Below are 16217 nucleotides of genomic sequence, written 5' to 3' on the forward strand. Positions count from 1 at the left end.
GAAAGACCTCGTTCTTCGCCGCAGCCGGAAAGGATCTGCCGCTCTCCTTTGGGACGGCGGATCAAGAGGCCGTCCAATGGCGGGCAGCCTCTCAGTCGGATTATTTACTGCTTCTTCCTGCCCTTCTTCGCGCCGGCAGGCGTGCAAGTGCCGCCGAAGCATTTCTGGCCTTTTTGGCTACCGTAGGTGTTATCAACTCCAGACATCGTCCCGCGTCGCGCGGCGTAAGCATCAGATGAGAAGGAGGTGGCAACCGTCGCGATTACGAAGGCGGATAACAGCATAAATACAAAGATTTTCATTTTATAACTCCTGTTGAAACGTGCTCATCATCTCGCAACCACCGTTTGATCTAACAAGTGTAGCCCGGATGAGCGAAGCGAGGTCCGGGTTTTGGTTGTGCGGATCCCGCATATCGCTTTACTCATGCGGGCTATTTGCTGAAATTCAGACGACCGCGCCTGGAAGCCATGAAGCCAACACCAGCAAAGCCCAGGATGATCATTGCCCAAGTAGATGGCTCGGGGACAGCGGCGATAGAGTTTCCTACGCCAGGACTAAGTTGGATTTGGTAGCCGTCCGGCACCGTAAAGACAGGATCGATCATCGTGCGATTACTTGCGCTGCAAGCCTCCAATCCGCATCCAGCATAGACGGTACCCTCCAGCATCACATTGTAGATTGTGTTGGTCAAAAAGGCGTAGTTGCCATTAACTGCAAAATCCAGTCCGGTCCCGCCATTGCCTGCGGCAGTCGACCAAGTGTAATTGCCTACTGAGGCATAGGAGTTGCCAATCCTAAGCACCGCCACGTTTCCTTCGGTAGTCACGGCGCCCAAGGCATTTATATGGGTGTGCACGACTCCCGGCTGCCCGGCTATGTAGATTTGGTACTGCATAGTGAAGTGTGCCGTCGCGCTAGCTCCTCCAACATATCCCGTCCCTGGAATATATCCCGGCGTAGAGGCCGCAGCAGTCATTTCGAAGAAGGGTGCCGGAGTTAGGGCTGTGTGAAACCTGAAGGCAGAGGTACTCCCGCCCGAGTGTGTGATGTCCAGATTGTTTCCCGCGGTGAGGCTCCCACTGTAGTTTCGCCCGGTCAATGCCCCATCAATCCATTGACCGGAATAGCCGCCGCCGTAAGTCACCGGGCCTAAAACGACATCTGCGGATGCAGCTTTTGTCGAGAGCACCACGACAAGCACGATGTTAGCAGCAACGAATCGGCGAAAACTCATACTTAAATCCCCCTCCATTTCGACCCACGGCAGGACCTCGAAGGCATGCTGGTCCTCATAACTTTGATTGTCTCGGGACGCTTGTCGTGACCCAAATAGGCTACACGAAGGTTAGCTGACCACCTGGCGCGTTACGGTGACGCCTTGCGGATGTGCAAGAATAGATTGACCCCATTTGGCTCCTCACCAATGCGCGCCGAAGCGTCTGCGATGTTAGCCCGTTTGAAAAGTGAGAGGAGCTTTGTGCTATCTCGGTGAAAAAGCTGCCACCCGCCGAACTCCATATAGTTGCGATGTACATTGCGATTGGAGAAGTTTCCTACAACTAGTTCTCCTCCGGGGTAGATCATGCCCGCCAATTTTCGGAGCAATCGAACAAACAGAGCATCGGTCAGATAGTCAAAAAGCCCTGCGCACCAGATCAAATTGAAGCGCTGGTTAGTCCGCCAACGAAGAATATTGTTGTGCTCTAGCGTTATCCGGCTGAGGAAAGGCGAAACAAGCTTACGGGCGTGTTCCAGCGCCTTGGGATCCTGTTCAACAAAATGGATCCGGAGCCTGTGCGCTAGATCGGCATGCTTGACAAAGAACTCGAATATGTCCCTGCCAGGTCCGCTCGCAACGTTGAGTACCTGAGCTCCGCTTGGACAGGAACTCGCGATATCGCGGAGTACGGCATGGCAATAGTCTTTCCGCGCCCGCACAGCTTTGGCCGCCGAACTTCTCTGGAAGAAATGATCCCAGCGTTCGAGTGTAGGGTCGGGGGATACCCAATTGGTGTAGATGCGATCAATGATTTCAAAATCCCCATGGTATCCATGCGGACGAATACAAACGAAACCTTGATTTGTTTGCGTCGAGTTGAACGCTCCCCGTGAGCCTTGGGCAAACGCCGTAATGGACTCGAGGTCACCTTCAGTGCGGCGGACAGCAATTTCGTCGAACAAGGTTGAAAGTTCGTCATACTCGGCCGGATGAGGCCCGCCCTCTTCAACAAACTTAGTGAGGCGCTCCAGGGGGGCAGCGATAGCCGATCTCGTTCGAATCAGCACTCGATCATCCATGCTTGGCACCAATTGCGATGGTATCGGGTGTCTCTGATTGATCCCGCGGCAATCTTATGACGTTCCAGACCAGTCCAAGTTTTTCCAGCAACGTGATGATGTGACCGTTTATGTCGAGCTGCCCTTCTGTAAACCCATGAAAAGCTGAGCGCGGAAAGCGGTGATGGTTGTTGTGCCAACCGTCACCAAATGTGAGAATTGCTAGAATTCGATTGTTCTTGCTTCCGTTGCCTTGCGAATACGCCTCTTCGCCAAAGAGATGGCCGAAAGAATTGACGCCCCAGACAACGTTGTGAAGTACCGTGGTGCGGAGGCATCCGCCGATAAGCATCGCAGTCCATGCTGCATCCGGACCAGCGAGTAAGTAACCGTACCCGTAAGGCATGGCCAAGGAAATTGCGGGCCAGATCCAGTGCGTTCGATGGAAAAAGGCAATCAGCCTGTTGTCGGTAACACTTGCTCCGTAAACACTGACATCTGTCGTGGTGCAATCAAACAACCAACCGACGTGGGCGTGCCAAATTCCCTGAAGTCCACTGAGAGAAGAGCCCCATTCGTCAACAAGCGGTGAGTGCACATCTCCGAATTGATCTGTGTGGGCGTGGTGGCGCCTGTGATCTACAACCCAGCGTGCAATAGACCCCTGAAAAGCCGTCGAGCCAAGCGCACCCAACAAGAACGCGATTGCTGGGGTGGTCTCAAAACTTTTGTGCGAGAAGTACCGATGCAGGCCGAGCGCGACGCCCAAACCGACAAGTACGTAAAAGAGCACGAACGCAGAAATATCAATCCATGTAACGCCGTGCTGCACTATGTGAAGCCCGGCCCAAAAGCTACCCAACAGAGGAATTCCGACGAGTAGTCCATTCTCGACACGTTTTCTAATTGCCGGCAAGCCGCCGAACTGGACGCCTTCAAAGATTACAGGCTGCAAGAAACTGTCCACTGAAACGGAGCGGGTCGCCACTACCTTGCGAACCACGGTTGACAATGCAGTGAGCATCTCGGGAAGCCATTTCGATCGACGGCGGGATCACGCCGGTCCTCAAAGCTTTACGATTGTCTCGAGTTGATTGTCGTGACCCAAATAGGCTACGAAAAGAAGATTGGATGACGGGTCTGTTGCCGAAATGTGACTAGTTAAGGTTGTATTGGGGCTGCAATGTTGCTTTGTAGGCGCGCCGCAGGCGGTCCGGATGATTAACTATGGATCACAGGATCGGCTTCTAACAGCGGTCGACGCTATATACGAAGCAGCTACGGACCCATCGAAATGGCCAGCCGCGTTGGGAGCAATTGCGGATTGCTTCGGGGATGTGGGCGCGGTGTTGGTTTGGCGTCGGGATGATGGATCGTTTGGTACGATTGTATCCGATACGCTAATAGATGCACAAAGAGATTACGAAGAGAGTGGTTGGGCCAACCGCGATATTAGAGCTACTCGGGCGACAGAGCGTGGCTATTTCTTTAACGGAGTGCCGATCACTGACCGGCACCTCTGTTCACCCGACGAAATCAGAAATGACCCGTGCTACACGCAATTCTTAGCCAAGCAAGGGCTCGGCTGGGTTGCGGGAATCGCCGTGTCTCCGGAGCCGCACGTCGGAGTTCTTGTCAGCGTTCAGCGCGATTCTAGCCGCAAGTCGGAATTCTCGGATGATGAGCTCGGCTTGCTGGTCATTATTGGCCGGCATATTGAGAAATCACTGCGCCTGTCAATCAGACTGCTCGATGCCGAGCTAACTAGACTTGGACTGGGTGAAGCATTGGCGAGAATCGGAATCGGGGTTTTTTCACTGGATTCACTCGGCCGCGTCGTTTTTTCAAATCCAGCAGGGCGACGGCTCATCGGAGATGAACTTCATTTGGTGCAGGATCGATTGCGGATCGGTTCCGGCAGTACTCGTGAAGCGATTGATGAGGCTATCACGCATACGCTCCGCGGATATCGTCACGATTTGGTCGCTGAGCCAAAACCTTTGCTCGTTCACTCCCTCAACTCGAACCGGCGGCTGGTAATCTATTTGCTTCCAATCGGGACGCGGACCAGTCTCGCCGAGGAGTTTCTAACGAACACACGAGCTATTGTGCTCGTCATCGAACAGAAGCTCGACGAACCTCCTGATCCAACACTAGTTCGCGACGTTTTAGGCCTCACCTTGGGAGAAGCCCGCATCGCCGCACTTGTGGGCTCAGGCCTGCCACCCAGAGAGGCGGCAGAGCGACTTGGGATAGCGGAAGATACAGCGCGGAATTTGCTCAAGCGCGTATTTTCAAAAGTGGGCGTCTCTCGGCAGAGCGAATTAGTAGGGTTACTAGCAAAGCTCGTGCTTCGCTAATGATTGCCGTGACAGCATCGCGGCGCGGCGCATGGCTCATCGTTAGGTGCCAACGCCCGACCCGTCAATCGAGTGCAACGTCACCCAATCCGCATCTGATGACTGAGCGGCTGTCGCGGTGATCTGGATGGGATGCGGTACCGTCGGTGTGTAGCCACATCCGGGGCAACTCTCACACTGCCCCGGATATCGCCGGAGTTCGTCCGCGCTGCGGCCTTCGCCGGGAAACCATCTCTCTCTCGCGCGCGCGGGCGCGTTGTGCGGAGAGAACCATAGGAGGATGGCTCATGCGAACCTCAATTCTCTTGATGATGGCCGCTTTTGGAACCGCGCTCACCATGCCGGCATTGGCTCAGCAGTCGACCGCGCCTGGCCAGCAGGAGGTGCAAACCGACAAACAGATGCAGGAGGAAGCGGACAAAGGAATCAAGACCCGCGACTCCGGACAATCCGGCCTTGTAAGCGAACAGGAACAGCCCGGTGCCTCCGCACATCCGCCCGGACAGCCCAATCCGAGCAGCCAAACGACGGGTTCGGGCGCTGGCACGAGCGGCGGCGCGCAGGGGGCGGCGCCGAGTAGCAGTCCGCGCTAGCCCTGAGTTTCAGCAAGGGTGATCCGACACGACGTGCGGCCTACGCCGTGCGCGCCTCGTTCTTGCGCTTGTGGACACGGCGCGTGCGCCCGGCATCAGGACGCTGACGATGCTCTGACAACAGCGGCCTGATCTCCGCTGCCGGCTTCGGCGCGCTGAACAGGTAGCCCTGCATTTCCGAGCAGCCGAGTTCGCGCAGCAATTCGCGCTGCTGCTCGGTCTCGACGCCTTCGGCGGTTGTCGTCATGTGGCGCTCGGCGGCGATGTTCACCACCGCCTCCACGATGCAGGACGAGCCTTCCGGCTCGGCGATATCGGTGATGAAGCAACGGTCGATCTTGATCTTGTCAAACGGAAAACGCTGCAGATAACTCAGCGAGGAATAGCCGGTGCCGAAATCGTCGAGCGCGATGCGAACGCCGATGGTGCGAAGGTCGTGCAGAACGGCGAGCGCCGCCTCGTCGTCGCGGATAAGGACCGCCTCGGTGATCTCGAGCTCCAGCCGGTCCGCGGCGAGGCCGGATGCGGCCAGCGCCGCCATCACCTTCAGCGCCAGCGTGCCGCTCCTGAATTGAACTGGGGAGACGTTGACCACGAGCCTGACATGGCCGGGCCAGCTCGCCGCCTCCTTGCAGGCAGCAGTCAGCACCCACTCGCCGAGCTGGTTGATCAGGCCAGTGTCCTCGGCGAGCGGCACGAACTCGGCCGGCGAAATCATGCCGCGCTGCGGATGGCGCCAGCGCACCAGCGCCTCGCAGCCGGTGATCGCGTTGGTCTGCAAGCTGAGGCACGGTTGGTAGTAGACTTCGAAGCCACCGTCGACGAGCGCCTGGCGCAGGTCCATTTCCAGGCTGCGGCGGGCGCGGACCTCGGCTTCCATGTCCGGTTCGAAGAAGCGATAAGTGCGGCGGCCGGCGGCCTTGGCGGCGTACATCGCCAGATCCGCGTTCTTCAGGATCTGGTCGATGTCGGATCCGTCTTGCGGCGCGAGCGCAATGCCGATGCTGGCGTCGGTGGTTACCTGATGACCGAGGCATTGGTAGGGCGAGCGGATCGCCTCGAAGATGCGGCTGACGAGCTTCATCACGTCGTCGATATCCTCGATCCCGGTCTGCACGATGGCGAATTCATCGCCGCCGAGCCGGGCCACGAAATCGGATCTCCGCGCGCAGGCGGCGAGGCTGGCGGCGACCGATTTCAGGAGTTCGTCGCCGATCATGTGGCCGAGCGAATCGTTGACGCTCTTGAATTCGTCTATATCGATATAGAGCACCGCCAGTTGCCGGTTCGGCGCGACGTAAGACAATTCGCGCTTGAGCCGCTCGTGGAACAGGGTGCGGTTCGGCAGGTCCGTCAGCGCGTCGTAATGGGCGAGGTGAGTGATGCGCTCCTCGGCGCGCCGCCGCTCGGTGATGTCTTCATGGGTTGCCAGCCATCCGCCGTCGGCGACCGGCTCGTTGACGACCTGGATCGAACGTCCGTCGGGGGTCGATATCACCATGGCGTTAGGGTGTGCGATGTCGCGTAGCACCACCTCGACGTAATGATCGACGTCGCCGACGAACGTGCCCGTCTCCTTGCGATGCGCGATCACCTCGCGAAAACTGCAACCCGGCTTTACGATTTCGGCCGACAGGCCGTACATTTCGAGATACCGCCTGTTGCAGATGATGAGCTGCTGCTTCGCGTCGAACAGCAGCAGGCCCTGCGTCATGTTGTTCACGGCAGTGTCGAGACGGTGCTTTTCCAGCGTCAGCCGCTGCTTCGATGCGCGGTGCTGATAGGAAAGCTTGCGGACGACGAGAAACAGCAGGCCGGCGATCGCCAGCACGGAAAGCCCGGTGATCGCAATCAAGCTTCCGATCTGCTCGCGCCAGTCCGCGAGTGCGGCCGATGTCGTCGTCGATGCGATGATCACAACCGGAAAATTAGTCAGCGCGCGGGACGCGATAAGCCGGTCCTCGCCGTCGATCGGGCTGGTCAGACGCGAGGTGCTGCGGGGCACCTCGAAGACCTGCCGCTGCGCGGCTGGACCGGTGTTGAAGTTCTTGCCGATCAGCTCAGGCACATGCGGGTAACGCGACAGCAGCGTTCCGTCGCTGTGGTGCATGGCGATGGTAGCGCCGGGGCCGAGGGCTATGGTTGCGAAGAATTTTTCGAAATTGGCCGGCTCGATGCCGCGGCCGATGACGCCGAGGAATTCGCCTTTCGGCCCGATGATCTTGCGCGCGATCACGGTGGTCCAGGCGCCGGTGATGCGGCTGTAGACCGGCTCGACCAGCATCTCCGGCGACTCCCGGCCGGACTTGAATGTTCTGAAGAAGGCGCGGTCCGCCGAGTTGACCGGCGGCGGCGGCCAGACGGCCGACGCATTGATCAGATTGCCTTCAGCGTCGAAAACGTTGATTCCGCCGACATAGGACAGCGCGTCGATCTTGGATTTCAGGACGAGATGGATGTCATGGCCGGACATCCGGCGCTTGTAGTTGTCGGGCGTAGCGATCCCGCTGGAACGCATGAACGCGATCAGGTCCTTCTGTACGACCTGAAAATCTTCGAGCTGCTGGTCGAAATGTCGGGCGAGCAACAGCACGGTGTTTTCGAGCTCGCGTTCGCTATTGCGCAGCGCGCGCTCGCGGAAATTGCCGGCCATGATGGTCGCGCCGATCGCGATGGTGGCGATCAAAAGCGTGCCGCCCAGGATCAACCAGCGGATCGGGCCGCGGCGAAAGGCGAACGCAATCCTGAACGCTTTGGTGCCGGTTGAAGCCATGGAACGCGATCGCTGCCGGGACATGAGCTGCCGGAAGCGGCGTCCTCCCAAATCCGGCGCATAGATCGGTACCGCGCCGGGATGGAATTGACGTTAGGAAGTCTGGTTAATGAATGGTTAGTTCGGTGGCAGTGGGTTCCGCCGACAACCACAGGGCCACTCGCTTGACGGTGGAACCGGCGAGCGAAAATCACCGTATGGATGTCAGAGGTCGACGTGTGCGCTTCTTCACAACGGCGCCGGCGGACGAGCCGTCCGGCATTGCGTACCCCTGGCTGAATCGTCGCGGATCAGTGTAGGGATTGCCCGGACCCTTGTTCTGACAGTTGGCGTTCGGATAATAAAACGCGCAGTAGCCGGGTTCGTAGATCACCTGCTGAGCCGTCGCGGGCGTCATGGCAGGTGCCGAGATCACGGCCAACGCGGCTGCCGCGCCAACAAGCCTGTAGATCGACATCGGATTCTTCCTTGTGAACGTCCCGATGGAGACAACCCCGCACGCCCGAGCGCATTCCTCGCCGCGCCGGTCACACCCGCGTGACGAGGGCGACGCCGTCGCCGGGGGGCTTACCGCTCCGCGCGATAATGGCCGGACTTGCCGCCGCTCTTCTCGACGAGATGGATGCCTTCGATGCGAACACCGCGCTCGACCGCCTTGATCATGTCGTAGATCGTCAGGCACGCGACCGACACCGCCGTCAGCGCTTCCATCTCGACGCCGGTAGGGCCGGTGACCTTGACGGTGGCGCGGACGATGCACCCCGAAAGCTTCTTGTCAGGCGTGATGTCGAGCGTCACCTTGGAGAGCGCCAGCGGATGGCACAGCGGGATCAATTCCGACGTGCGCTTGGCCGCCATGATGCCGGCGATGCGGGCCGTGCCCAGCACGTCGCCCTTCTTGGCATTGCCGGAGACGATCAGGTCGAGCGTCGTCTTGGCCATGACGACGCACCCCTCGGCAGTGGCGGTGCGCTCGGTCGCTGCCTTCGCGGAGACGTCAACCATCCGCGCTTCGCCGGCGGCATCGATATGGGTGAGGGCAGCGTCGCCTTTGGAAGCCTTCCGCGCCATCTGCTAGCCGGTCCCGGTCGCGCGGGCCGTATCGGAACGTGCCAGCAACGCGCGGGTGGCCGCGGTCACATCGGCCTGCCGCATCAGGCTTTCGCCGACCAGGAAGGTCGACATGCCGACGCGCTCGAGCCGCGCGAGATCATCAGGCGTAAAGATGCCGCTTTCGCCGACCATCAGGCGATCGTGCGGGATCAGCGGCGCCAGCGCCTCGCTGGTCGCAAGTGTCGTCTCGAAGGTGCGCAAGTTACGGTTGTTGACGCCGATCATCGGCGAACGAAGTTTTAGCGCGCGGTCGAGCTCAGCGCGGTCGTGGATTTCGATCAGCACGTCGATGCCGAGCGCGATTGCCGCGTCCTCGATATCCCTCGCGGTCGCATCGTCGAGCGCAGCCATGATGATCAGGATGCAGTCCGCGCCATGAGCGCGGGCTTCCACCACCTGATAGGTGTCGAACAGGAAGTCCTTGCGCAGCACCGGCAGATTGGTTGCCGCGCGCGCCGCCACCATGAAATCGAGATGGCCCTGGAAGGAGGGCGCATCCGTCAGCACCGACAGGCACGCCGCGCCGCCAGCCTCGTAAGCCTTGGCCAGTGCCGGCGGATCGAAATCTGCGCGGATCAGCCCCTTGGACGGCGAGGCCTTCTTCACCTCGGCGATCAGCGCGTAGTCGCTACGGGCGAGTTTTTCCCGAATGGCGCGGACGAAGCCGCGCGGCGGCGGGGCCGCTTTGGCGCGGGCTTCAATCTCGGAAAGCGGGTGCGCCCGCTTTGCGGCCGCAATCTCTTCGCGCTTGTAGGTCTCGATCTTGCTCAGGATATCGGACATTTCTGGCGCCTCTTTGGACTCAGCCGCGCGAAACCGCGACGAGGTGCTTCAGCCGTGCCGCCGCCGCACCGCTATCGAGCGATTTTGCGCCGATCGCGACGCCTTCCTTCAGGTCCCTGGCACGGCCGGCCACGATCAGCGCCGCCGCGGCGTTCAACAGCGCGACGTCGCGATAGGGGCTGGGCTTGCCGTTCAGCACACCTTGCAGCGCCAGCGCGTTGGTGTCCGCATCGCCGCCCTTGAGCGCGTCGACGTTGCAACAGGTGAGGCCCGCGTCCTCCGGGGTCACCTCGAACGTGGTGATCTTGCCGTTGTCGAGGCTGGCCACAAAGCTCGGGCCGGTGAGGGTGATTTCGTCGAGCCCGTCCGAGCCGTGCACCACCCAGACGGATTCGGAGCCGAGGTTTTTCAAGACTTGCGCCAGCGGCTGCACCCAGTGCCTGGAGAACACGCCGACCATCTGGCGCTTGACGCCGGCCGGATTGGAGAGCGGCCCGAGCAGATTGAAGATCGTGCGGGTGGCGAGTTCGACCCGGGTCGGGCCGACGTTCTTCATCGCGGGGTGATGCGCAGGCGCGAACATGAAGCCGATGCCGGCCTCCTGCACACAGCGGCCGACCTGGTCGGGGGTGAGGTCGATCTTGACGCCGAGGGAGGCCAGTACGTCGGCAGCCCCCGAACGCGACGACAATGCGCGGTTGCCATGCTTGGCGACGGGCACGCCGGCGCCTGCAACGATGAAGGCCGCGCAGGTCGAGACGTTGACCGAACCGGAGCCGTCGCCGCCGGTGCCGACCACGTCGACGGCGTCCGCAGGCGCCTTGACCCGCAGCATCTTGCCGCGCATCGCCGCCACCGCGCCGGTGATCTCGTCGACGGTTTCGCCGCGAACCCTGAGCGCCATCAACAGTCCGCCCATCTGCGAGGGCGTGGCCTCGCCGGACATCATGCTGTCGAAGGCGGAGGCTGCCTCGTCACGCGACAGCGTCGCGCCGGTGGCGACTTTTCCGATGATAGATTTGAGGTCGTCCATCGCTTGGCTTTCAAAATCGAGGCCTCATGGTGAGGAGGCGCTCTTGCGCCGTCTCCGGACGATGCTTCGCATCGCTCGGAGAACCATGAGGCCCGGCTCTCATCCTTCGAGACGCGGCCAGGTGGCCGCTCCTCAGGATGAGGTGAGTTATTATGCTCAATTGTTCGCGCCCGTCACCTGTGCGAAGGCGGCCGCGTTGATGGAGGTGCCGATCTGGGATTCGATCTTGGTCACGTATTGCGCGATCTGTTCTTCGGTCAAGCCGCGCTGCAACGTGTCCTTCAATTTCTTCAGCTCATCGGAGGCCATGTCGACCGGCGGCACCGTCACGTCGGTGACGCGTAACACGATCCATTCGCTGCCACCGGTACCCGGCGTCTGGGTGACGCCGTCCTTGGGCGTCCGGAATGCGGCCGTGATGGCGGCGGAGGGCACGCCTGAAAGCGAGGCGTCGCGGCGGAAACCGGTCGCAGTCTCGACCTTTGCTCCAACTGCGGCCGCTTCGGCGGCGAGCGTGCCGCCTTGCTCGACCTTCTGCACCATTTCGGTTGCCTTCGCGCGCAGCTTGTTCGAAATCTGGTCTTCGCGCCATTTTGCCTCGACCTGGCTGCGGACCTCGTCGAGCGGGCGCTCGCGCGAGGGGGTGATGCCGAGCACGTCGTACCAGACATAGCCGCCAGCAAACTGGATCGGTTCGTTGTCGACGCCGATATCGCTGTTGAAGGCTTGCGAGACCACGTCGAGGCCGCGCGGAATATTCGCCACCGGCTGGCCGTCGGGCGTGCGGCCGGAGCGGTCAACGGCTTCGATCGTGACCGGGGTGAGGCCGAGCTTCTGGGAAGCCTCGACCACATTGGCGCCGCCGCTGCGCTCGTCTTCCATCTTGTTCTGGATTTCGTTGACCTTGGCGCGCGCGCGCTCGGTCGCGATTTCCTTCTTCACCTGCGCTGCGACGCTTTCATAGGTCGGCGTCACGCCCGGCTCGATCTTGCCGACCTTGACCAGCGCCACGCCGAACCGGCCCTGCACCGGCTGGCTGACTTCGCCTGACGGCAGCGAGAACGCCGCATCCGCAATCGCCGGATCGATGATCGCACTCTTTGCGATCATGCCGAGATCGACGTCGGCCAGATTGAGGTTGCGCTCCTTGGCGACGTCGTCGAACGATGTTCCCGACGTGATGCGGCTGCGCGCGGCCTGCGCTTCGCCTTCGTTCGGAAAAAACATCTGCGACACTTCGCGCTTTTCCGGCGTCCCGAGCTGGTCGCGGCGCTGCTCGAAGGCCTTCTTCGCGTCCTCGTCGGAGACCTCGGTCCACTTGCCGATCTCTTCGGGGCTGATCACGACAAAAGACACTTTGCGATATTCGGGCGCGCGGAACTGGGTTTTGCGTTCCTCGAAATAGGCGGCCAGCGCCTCGGGCGACGGCGGGTCAATCGTGCCGGCCTGCGCCGCGTCGAGCTTGACGTACTCCATCGAGCGCTGCTCGTTCTGGAAACGCGCTAGCGCCTCGATCAGGACCTTCGGCGGCTCCGCCCCGGCCGAGACGGTGCCGGCGATCTGGCGCCGCAGCCCGACGCGCCGCTGTTCGGCGAGATAGCGCTGCTCGGTGTAGCCGAACTGGCGAATCGTGGCCTGGAAGCGCTGCGGGTCGAAGTTGCCGCCCAATCCCTTGAAATTCGGGTCGTTGTAGATCAGCCGCATGGTTTCGTCCTGCGACTGGGCAAGCCCCTTGCGCCGGGCTTCCTCATCCAGCGCCGCTTCGGCGATGGTCTGCTGCAGCACCTGTCGATCGATGCCGAAGGCGCGCGCCTGTTCAGAGGTCAGCGGACGGCCGAAACTGCGGCCGAGTTGCTGCAGCCTTTCCGTGTAGATCTGGCGGAACTGCTCCGTCGAAATCTCGGTCTTGCCAATCGTGGCAAGGGACGACTGGCCAAATCCCTTGAAGATGTCGGCAATACCCCAAACTGCGAAACTGACAATCAAAACGCCCATCACGGTGGCCATGATAATCTTGCCGAGCCAGTTTGATGAGGCTTTCCGAATTCCTCGAAGCATGGGTCCAACTTGTTTTTAAAGGAGAGGGGGAACCGGGTCGTGCCCAAGGGAATTCGATCCGGGACCGAATTCCGCAACAAGGCGTCACCGAGTTGAAAACGCATCATAAAGTGGCAGCGCCCCCCTCGCAACCTCGCCCGTGTGGGCTATTTGAAGCGGTTAATGGCCCCGGGATCGCCCCGACGGGTATCTGGAACTGCCGGCGTGGCTCTGCTAGCGCATCTAGAACGCTGACATTTGCGGGACAATCGACATGACCGACGCCATCCGGCCGCTGATCGCCGGCAACTGGAAAATGAACGGCCTGAAATCTTTCTTAGGTGAATTCGAAGCCATGATCGCCGGCGCCGGTGCGTTGGCCGGCAAGGCCGACCTGCTGGTCTGCCCTCCGGCCACCCTGATCGGCGGCTTTGCCGACAGGGCGCTCGGTTCAAAACTCGCCGTGGGAGCCCAGGATTGCCATGCCAAGGCCTCGGGCGCCCATACTGGCGATCTCTCGGCGGAAATGCTGGCGGATGCCGGCGCCAGTGCCATCATCGTCGGGCATTCGGAGCGGCGCGCCGACCATGGCGAGACCGATGCGCAGGTTCGGCAGAAGGCGGAAGCGGCTTGGCGGGCGGGGCTGGTGGCGATCGTCTGCATCGGCGAGACCCAGAAGCAACGCGACGCCGGCCAGACGCTGGATATTTGCGGCGCGCAACTCGCCGGTTCGTTGCCGGACGGCGCAACATCAGCCAATCTGGTGGTGGCCTATGAGCCGGTCTGGGCGATCGGCACCGGTCTGACGCCGACACCAAAAGATGTCGAACAAGTTCATCGCTTTATCCGTGATGTTCTCACCAGCCGATTTAAGGCGGAGGGCAGCAAGATCCGGATTCTTTACGGCGGATCGGTCAAGCCCTCGAGCGCCGCCGAACTGATGGCGGTTGCCGATGTCAATGGCGCGCTGGTCGGCGGCGCCAGCCTGAAGGCAGCCGATTTCCTGGCGATTGCAGAGGCGTGCTAGCTCAGGCGGGCGCGCCTTCCTGCAACCGCTTCCAGTAGATCAGCGTGCCCGTCAGCCCGCCATGGGGTTTAAACGCGTAGTCCGGAATCACGCCGGTCAGCTTAAATCCCATCCGTTCATATAGGCCGGCCGCGCCTTCGTCCTCGGCAGTGTCGAGCACCAACAACCAGCGCCCGCGCGCGATCGCCAGCCGCTCGGCCTCGCGCAACAGCGCCGTGGCGATCCCGCGGTGGCGGTGACTGACGCGCGTCATCATCTTCGCTATCTCGGCGCGATGCGGCTGGTTCGGCGGAAGATCGAGCAACAGCGTGACCGTCCCGATCAGCCTGTCCCCGTCAAAGGCGCCAAGGATGATCCGCTCGCCGCGACCTGCAGCGCCAAGCGAGTTGGACCAGAACGCCTCGGCCGCCTTCTGTGACAGCGGATGCATGAAACTGACCGAGCCGCCATTGGCCACGGTTTCGATCAGCAATTCACTGAGCATCGCGCAAGTTTCGAGCGAAGGTTTCAAGGCTTTGATCAGGATGTCCGACATCTGGATGAATTTCCGCAACATTCAGCTTCGAGGATTGGCGGCGCGCTGGACCCGCGCCCGTTTGATCTCTGCAATCCGCTCGACATCCTCGATCTGCAGGTGACGGCCGCGTTCGAGAATTTCCAACGTGTATTCTTCGTAGGTGAGGCCCAGCCGCTCGGCTTTCCGGATGCGGAACGCGACAATGCCAGGCGAGGGGTTGTGCCAGGCCGCGCGATGCGCCGCCTTCCAGTAGAAGTAATTGCCGATGCCGCCGTCGCCCCATTCAGGCCGATGCTCATCCTCGAGCGGCGGCCCGCCATTGTGGCCGGCCGGAATCGGGTCGTCAGTGCTGTCAGGCTGGGTCGCGGCGTTCTTGCAGACGATCTCCAGCATCGGCGTCAGCTCCGGGCAAGGGCAACGACGTAAGTGCAGGGCGCGGTGGTCTCGTTAGCGAACGTCACTTCCGCCGGCGGACCGAATCCGAGGCAGTCGCCGGCCCCAAGTTCATGACGTTCGCCGCCATCGATCAGCACGAGCGAGCCCGACAACACCCAGAGGACCTGACGGATGTGGGCGTAGGACGAGGCGGGCAGTGTCACGCGCTGCTTCGCCGGCATTTCGACCTTGATAATCTCAATAGGATGATCGGGCCGGTTGAACACCTGCCGGCGCAAGTAGCCGGTTTCGGGATCGCGCCACACCGGCTGCTCGGCAGCGCGCGAAAGACGCCCACCGTTGCCCTCGGCGCGCAGCATCAGGCCGGCAAGGGTGAGGTCGAAGGCGCTGGCGAGCCGAACCAGCACCACCGCGGTCGGGCTGACTTCGGCGCGCTCGATCTTGCTGATGGTGGCTTTTGACACGCCGGAGCGTTCGGCGAGGTCGGCCAGGGACCAGCCGCGACTGTCGCGCTCAAGCCGCAGACGCTGGGCGAGCCGGGTGCTGAGGTCGTCTACTAAAGTATCCATTCGTCTATTATAAGAGAAATGGGCGCGACCTCAAGCCCCAGATGCGAACGTCGGGCGAGAGGTGCGGACGGCCTTGCCGTCGCGCCTGCGGCAATTATCTCCACCGCGGCGGTTGGGGGTGACAATGCCCCGTCCGATCGTGTAACACCGCGCAACTTCAGGAAAACCCGCAAGCCCTTGGTGCAGCCGAAGCCCGGCGCTGTCAGCTTGTGACGGAAGGTTTTGAGATGCAGACCGTCATTATCGTCGTTCACCTCATGATCGTCGCCGTGCTGATCGGCGCGGTGCTGCTGCAGAAATCCGAAGGGGGCGGCCTCGGCATGGGCGGCGGCGCCGGCTTCATGTCGAGCCGCGGCACCGCCAACCTGCTGACGCGCACCACGGCAGTCTTGGCGGGCCTTTTCTTCGTGACCAGCATGACGCTGGCCTGGCTGGCAGGCGTCGACCGCAAGCCTGCTTCGATCCTCGGCACACCGGCGACGCAGTCCCAGCCCGGTGGCGCGACGCCGGTCGCCCCGCCGACCTCCGGCGGTGTGCTCGATACGCTTAAGAAGGTGGATGAGCAGCAGGGCCAGTCCGGCCCGCAGGCGCCGCGTTCGCAATAAAGCAGGGTGGCTATGCAGGGCGGCCCTCTACCGTCCTGCATCAGAACTTCCCATCAATGCTCTGAAATCGCTTTAAAATTCACGTCACCCACAGCCCGGCAAAATGTTTGCCTGCGCGCGCGATTCGTTTT

General features: G+C 61.2%; 16 protein-coding genes and 1 pseudogene. 4 read left to right on the plus strand and 13 right to left on the minus strand.

The window, feature by feature from the left end:
• Positions 1-104 precede the first annotated feature (104 nt).
• The 4 genes and pseudogenes from RX328_RS24295 to RX328_RS24310 form a co-directional block, all read right to left on the minus strand.
• Entirely contained in the window at positions 105-302 is a 198-nt protein-coding gene (locus RX328_RS24295; protein ID WP_213250264.1) for a hypothetical protein, read from the minus strand.
• A 131-nt stretch (positions 303-433) separates the two neighbouring features.
• Positions 434-535: pseudogene (locus RX328_RS43815) on the minus strand (PEPxxWA-CTERM sorting domain-containing protein); the annotation flags it as partial.
• Positions 536-1368: 833 nt separating this feature from the next.
• Positions 1369-2301, minus strand: a complete 933-nt coding sequence (locus RX328_RS24305) for a class I SAM-dependent methyltransferase (protein WP_213250258.1) — start codon at positions 2299-2301, stop codon at positions 1369-1371.
• A complete protein-coding gene (locus RX328_RS24310; RefSeq protein WP_213250256.1) occupies positions 2294-3304 on the minus strand; it encodes an acyl-CoA desaturase in 1011 nt (336 codons plus the stop codon). Before RX328_RS24310 ends, RX328_RS24305 begins: the two co-directional genes overlap by 8 nt.
• Before the next feature lie 193 nt (positions 3305-3497).
• Between RX328_RS24310 and RX328_RS24315 the strand changes: the two genes are divergently transcribed.
• Positions 3498-4640, plus strand: coding sequence for a helix-turn-helix transcriptional regulator (locus tag RX328_RS24315; protein ID WP_213250253.1), 1143 nt, complete (start codon positions 3498-3500; stop codon positions 4638-4640).
• A gap of 287 nt (positions 4641-4927) precedes the next feature.
• Positions 4928-5233, plus strand: coding sequence for a hypothetical protein (locus tag RX328_RS24320; RefSeq protein WP_213250251.1), 306 nt, complete (start codon positions 4928-4930; stop codon positions 5231-5233).
• A gap of 40 nt (positions 5234-5273) precedes the next feature.
• Here RX328_RS24320 and RX328_RS24325 read toward each other — a convergent pair whose 3' ends face one another.
• From RX328_RS24325 to RX328_RS24350, 6 genes are all read right to left on the minus strand, one after another.
• Positions 5274-8006 carry an EAL domain-containing protein gene (locus RX328_RS24325; protein ID WP_213250248.1) on the minus strand — a complete coding sequence of 911 codons (2733 nt, stop codon included), beginning with the start codon at positions 8004-8006 and terminating at the stop codon, positions 5274-5276.
• Positions 8007-8196: 190 nt separating this feature from the next.
• Positions 8197-8463, minus strand: coding sequence for a hypothetical protein (locus tag RX328_RS24330; protein ID WP_213250245.1), 267 nt, complete (start codon positions 8461-8463; stop codon positions 8197-8199).
• A 110-nt stretch (positions 8464-8573) separates the two neighbouring features.
• Positions 8574-9077: a cyclic pyranopterin monophosphate synthase MoaC gene (gene moaC, locus RX328_RS24335; RefSeq protein WP_213250242.1), complete on the minus strand. Its 504-nt coding sequence runs from the start codon at positions 9075-9077 to the stop codon at positions 8574-8576.
• Between the two features lie 3 nt (positions 9078-9080).
• A complete protein-coding gene (gene trpC, locus RX328_RS24340) occupies positions 9081-9902 on the minus strand; it encodes an indole-3-glycerol phosphate synthase TrpC (RefSeq protein WP_213250239.1) in 822 nt (273 codons plus the stop codon).
• A gap of 19 nt (positions 9903-9921) precedes the next feature.
• On the minus strand, positions 9922-10935 hold the full coding sequence (gene trpD / locus RX328_RS24345) for an anthranilate phosphoribosyltransferase (RefSeq protein WP_213250237.1): 1014 nt from the start codon (positions 10933-10935) through the stop codon (positions 9922-9924).
• Positions 10936-11091: 156 nt separating this feature from the next.
• The gene (locus RX328_RS24350; RefSeq protein ID WP_213250235.1) at positions 11092-12993 is read right to left on the minus strand and encodes a peptidylprolyl isomerase; all 1902 of its coding nucleotides are present in this window, start codon (positions 12991-12993) and stop codon (positions 11092-11094) included.
• 253 nt (positions 12994-13246) lie between these two features.
• On the opposite strand from RX328_RS24350, the gene tpiA reads away from it, so the two are divergent.
• Entirely contained in the window at positions 13247-13999 is a 753-nt protein-coding gene (tpiA, locus tag RX328_RS24355) for a triose-phosphate isomerase (RefSeq protein ID WP_213250233.1), read from the plus strand.
• Between the two features lies 1 nt (position 14000).
• Here tpiA and RX328_RS24360 read toward each other — a convergent pair whose 3' ends face one another.
• The 3 genes from RX328_RS24360 to RX328_RS24370 are packed head-to-tail and all read right to left on the minus strand — an operon-like array spanning position 14001 to position 15481.
• A complete protein-coding gene (locus tag RX328_RS24360; RefSeq protein WP_213250541.1) occupies positions 14001-14534 on the minus strand; it encodes a GNAT family N-acetyltransferase in 534 nt (177 codons plus the stop codon).
• Between the two features lie 21 nt (positions 14535-14555).
• Complete coding sequence (locus tag RX328_RS24365; RefSeq protein WP_249726266.1) at positions 14556-14909, minus strand: hypothetical protein; 354 nt, start codon at positions 14907-14909, stop codon at positions 14556-14558.
• A gap of 5 nt (positions 14910-14914) precedes the next feature.
• Positions 14915-15481 carry a helix-turn-helix domain-containing protein gene (locus tag RX328_RS24370; protein WP_213250232.1) on the minus strand — a complete coding sequence of 189 codons (567 nt, stop codon included), beginning with the start codon at positions 15479-15481 and terminating at the stop codon, positions 14915-14917.
• A 227-nt stretch (positions 15482-15708) separates the two neighbouring features.
• On the opposite strand from RX328_RS24370, the gene secG reads away from it, so the two are divergent.
• Positions 15709-16086 (plus strand): preprotein translocase subunit SecG, encoded by a 378-nt coding sequence (gene secG, locus RX328_RS24375; protein WP_065729197.1) that lies wholly within the window; start codon positions 15709-15711, stop codon positions 16084-16086.
• Positions 16087-16217: the final 131 nt, after the last annotated feature.

It is taken from the genome of Bradyrhizobium sp. sBnM-33 (assembly GCF_032917945.1).
In the GTDB taxonomy this organism is placed as follows: domain Bacteria; phylum Pseudomonadota; class Alphaproteobacteria; order Rhizobiales; family Xanthobacteraceae; genus Bradyrhizobium.

Excerpts from the sequence above, each read along its gene's own strand:
- RX328_RS24295 (WP_213250264.1), bottom strand. The coding sequence starts at position 302 with ATGAAAATCTTTGTATTTATGCTGTTATCCGCCTTCGTAATCGCGACG.
- RX328_RS24305 (WP_213250258.1), bottom strand. The coding sequence starts at position 2,301 with ATGGATGATCGAGTGCTGATTCGAACGAGATCGGCTATCGCTGCCCCC.
- RX328_RS24310 (WP_213250256.1), bottom strand. The coding sequence starts at position 3,304 with ATGCTCACTGCATTGTCAACCGTGGTTCGCAAGGTAGTGGCGACCCGC.
- RX328_RS24315 (WP_213250253.1), top strand. The coding sequence starts at position 3,498 with ATGATTAACTATGGATCACAGGATCGGCTTCTAACAGCGGTCGACGCT.
- RX328_RS24320 (WP_213250251.1), top strand. The coding sequence starts at position 4,928 with ATGCGAACCTCAATTCTCTTGATGATGGCCGCTTTTGGAACCGCGCTC.
- RX328_RS24325 (WP_213250248.1), bottom strand. The coding sequence starts at position 8,006 with ATGGCTTCAACCGGCACCAAAGCGTTCAGGATTGCGTTCGCCTTTCGC.
- RX328_RS24330 (WP_213250245.1), bottom strand. The coding sequence starts at position 8,463 with ATGTCGATCTACAGGCTTGTTGGCGCGGCAGCCGCGTTGGCCGTGATC.
- moaC (WP_213250242.1), bottom strand. The coding sequence starts at position 9,077 with ATGGCGCGGAAGGCTTCCAAAGGCGACGCTGCCCTCACCCATATCGAT.
- trpC (WP_213250239.1), bottom strand. The coding sequence starts at position 9,902 with ATGTCCGATATCCTGAGCAAGATCGAGACCTACAAGCGCGAAGAGATT.
- trpD (WP_213250237.1), bottom strand. The coding sequence starts at position 10,935 with ATGGACGACCTCAAATCTATCATCGGAAAAGTCGCCACCGGCGCGACG.
- RX328_RS24350 (WP_213250235.1), bottom strand. The coding sequence starts at position 12,993 with ATGCTTCGAGGAATTCGGAAAGCCTCATCAAACTGGCTCGGCAAGATT.
- tpiA (WP_213250233.1), top strand. The coding sequence starts at position 13,247 with ATGACCGACGCCATCCGGCCGCTGATCGCCGGCAACTGGAAAATGAAC.
- RX328_RS24360 (WP_213250541.1), bottom strand. The coding sequence starts at position 14,534 with ATGTCGGACATCCTGATCAAAGCCTTGAAACCTTCGCTCGAAACTTGC.
- RX328_RS24365 (WP_249726266.1), bottom strand. The coding sequence starts at position 14,909 with ATGCTGGAGATCGTCTGCAAGAACGCCGCGACCCAGCCTGACAGCACT.
- RX328_RS24370 (WP_213250232.1), bottom strand. The coding sequence starts at position 15,481 with ATGGATACTTTAGTAGACGACCTCAGCACCCGGCTCGCCCAGCGTCTG.
- secG (WP_065729197.1), top strand. The coding sequence starts at position 15,709 with ATGCAGACCGTCATTATCGTCGTTCACCTCATGATCGTCGCCGTGCTG.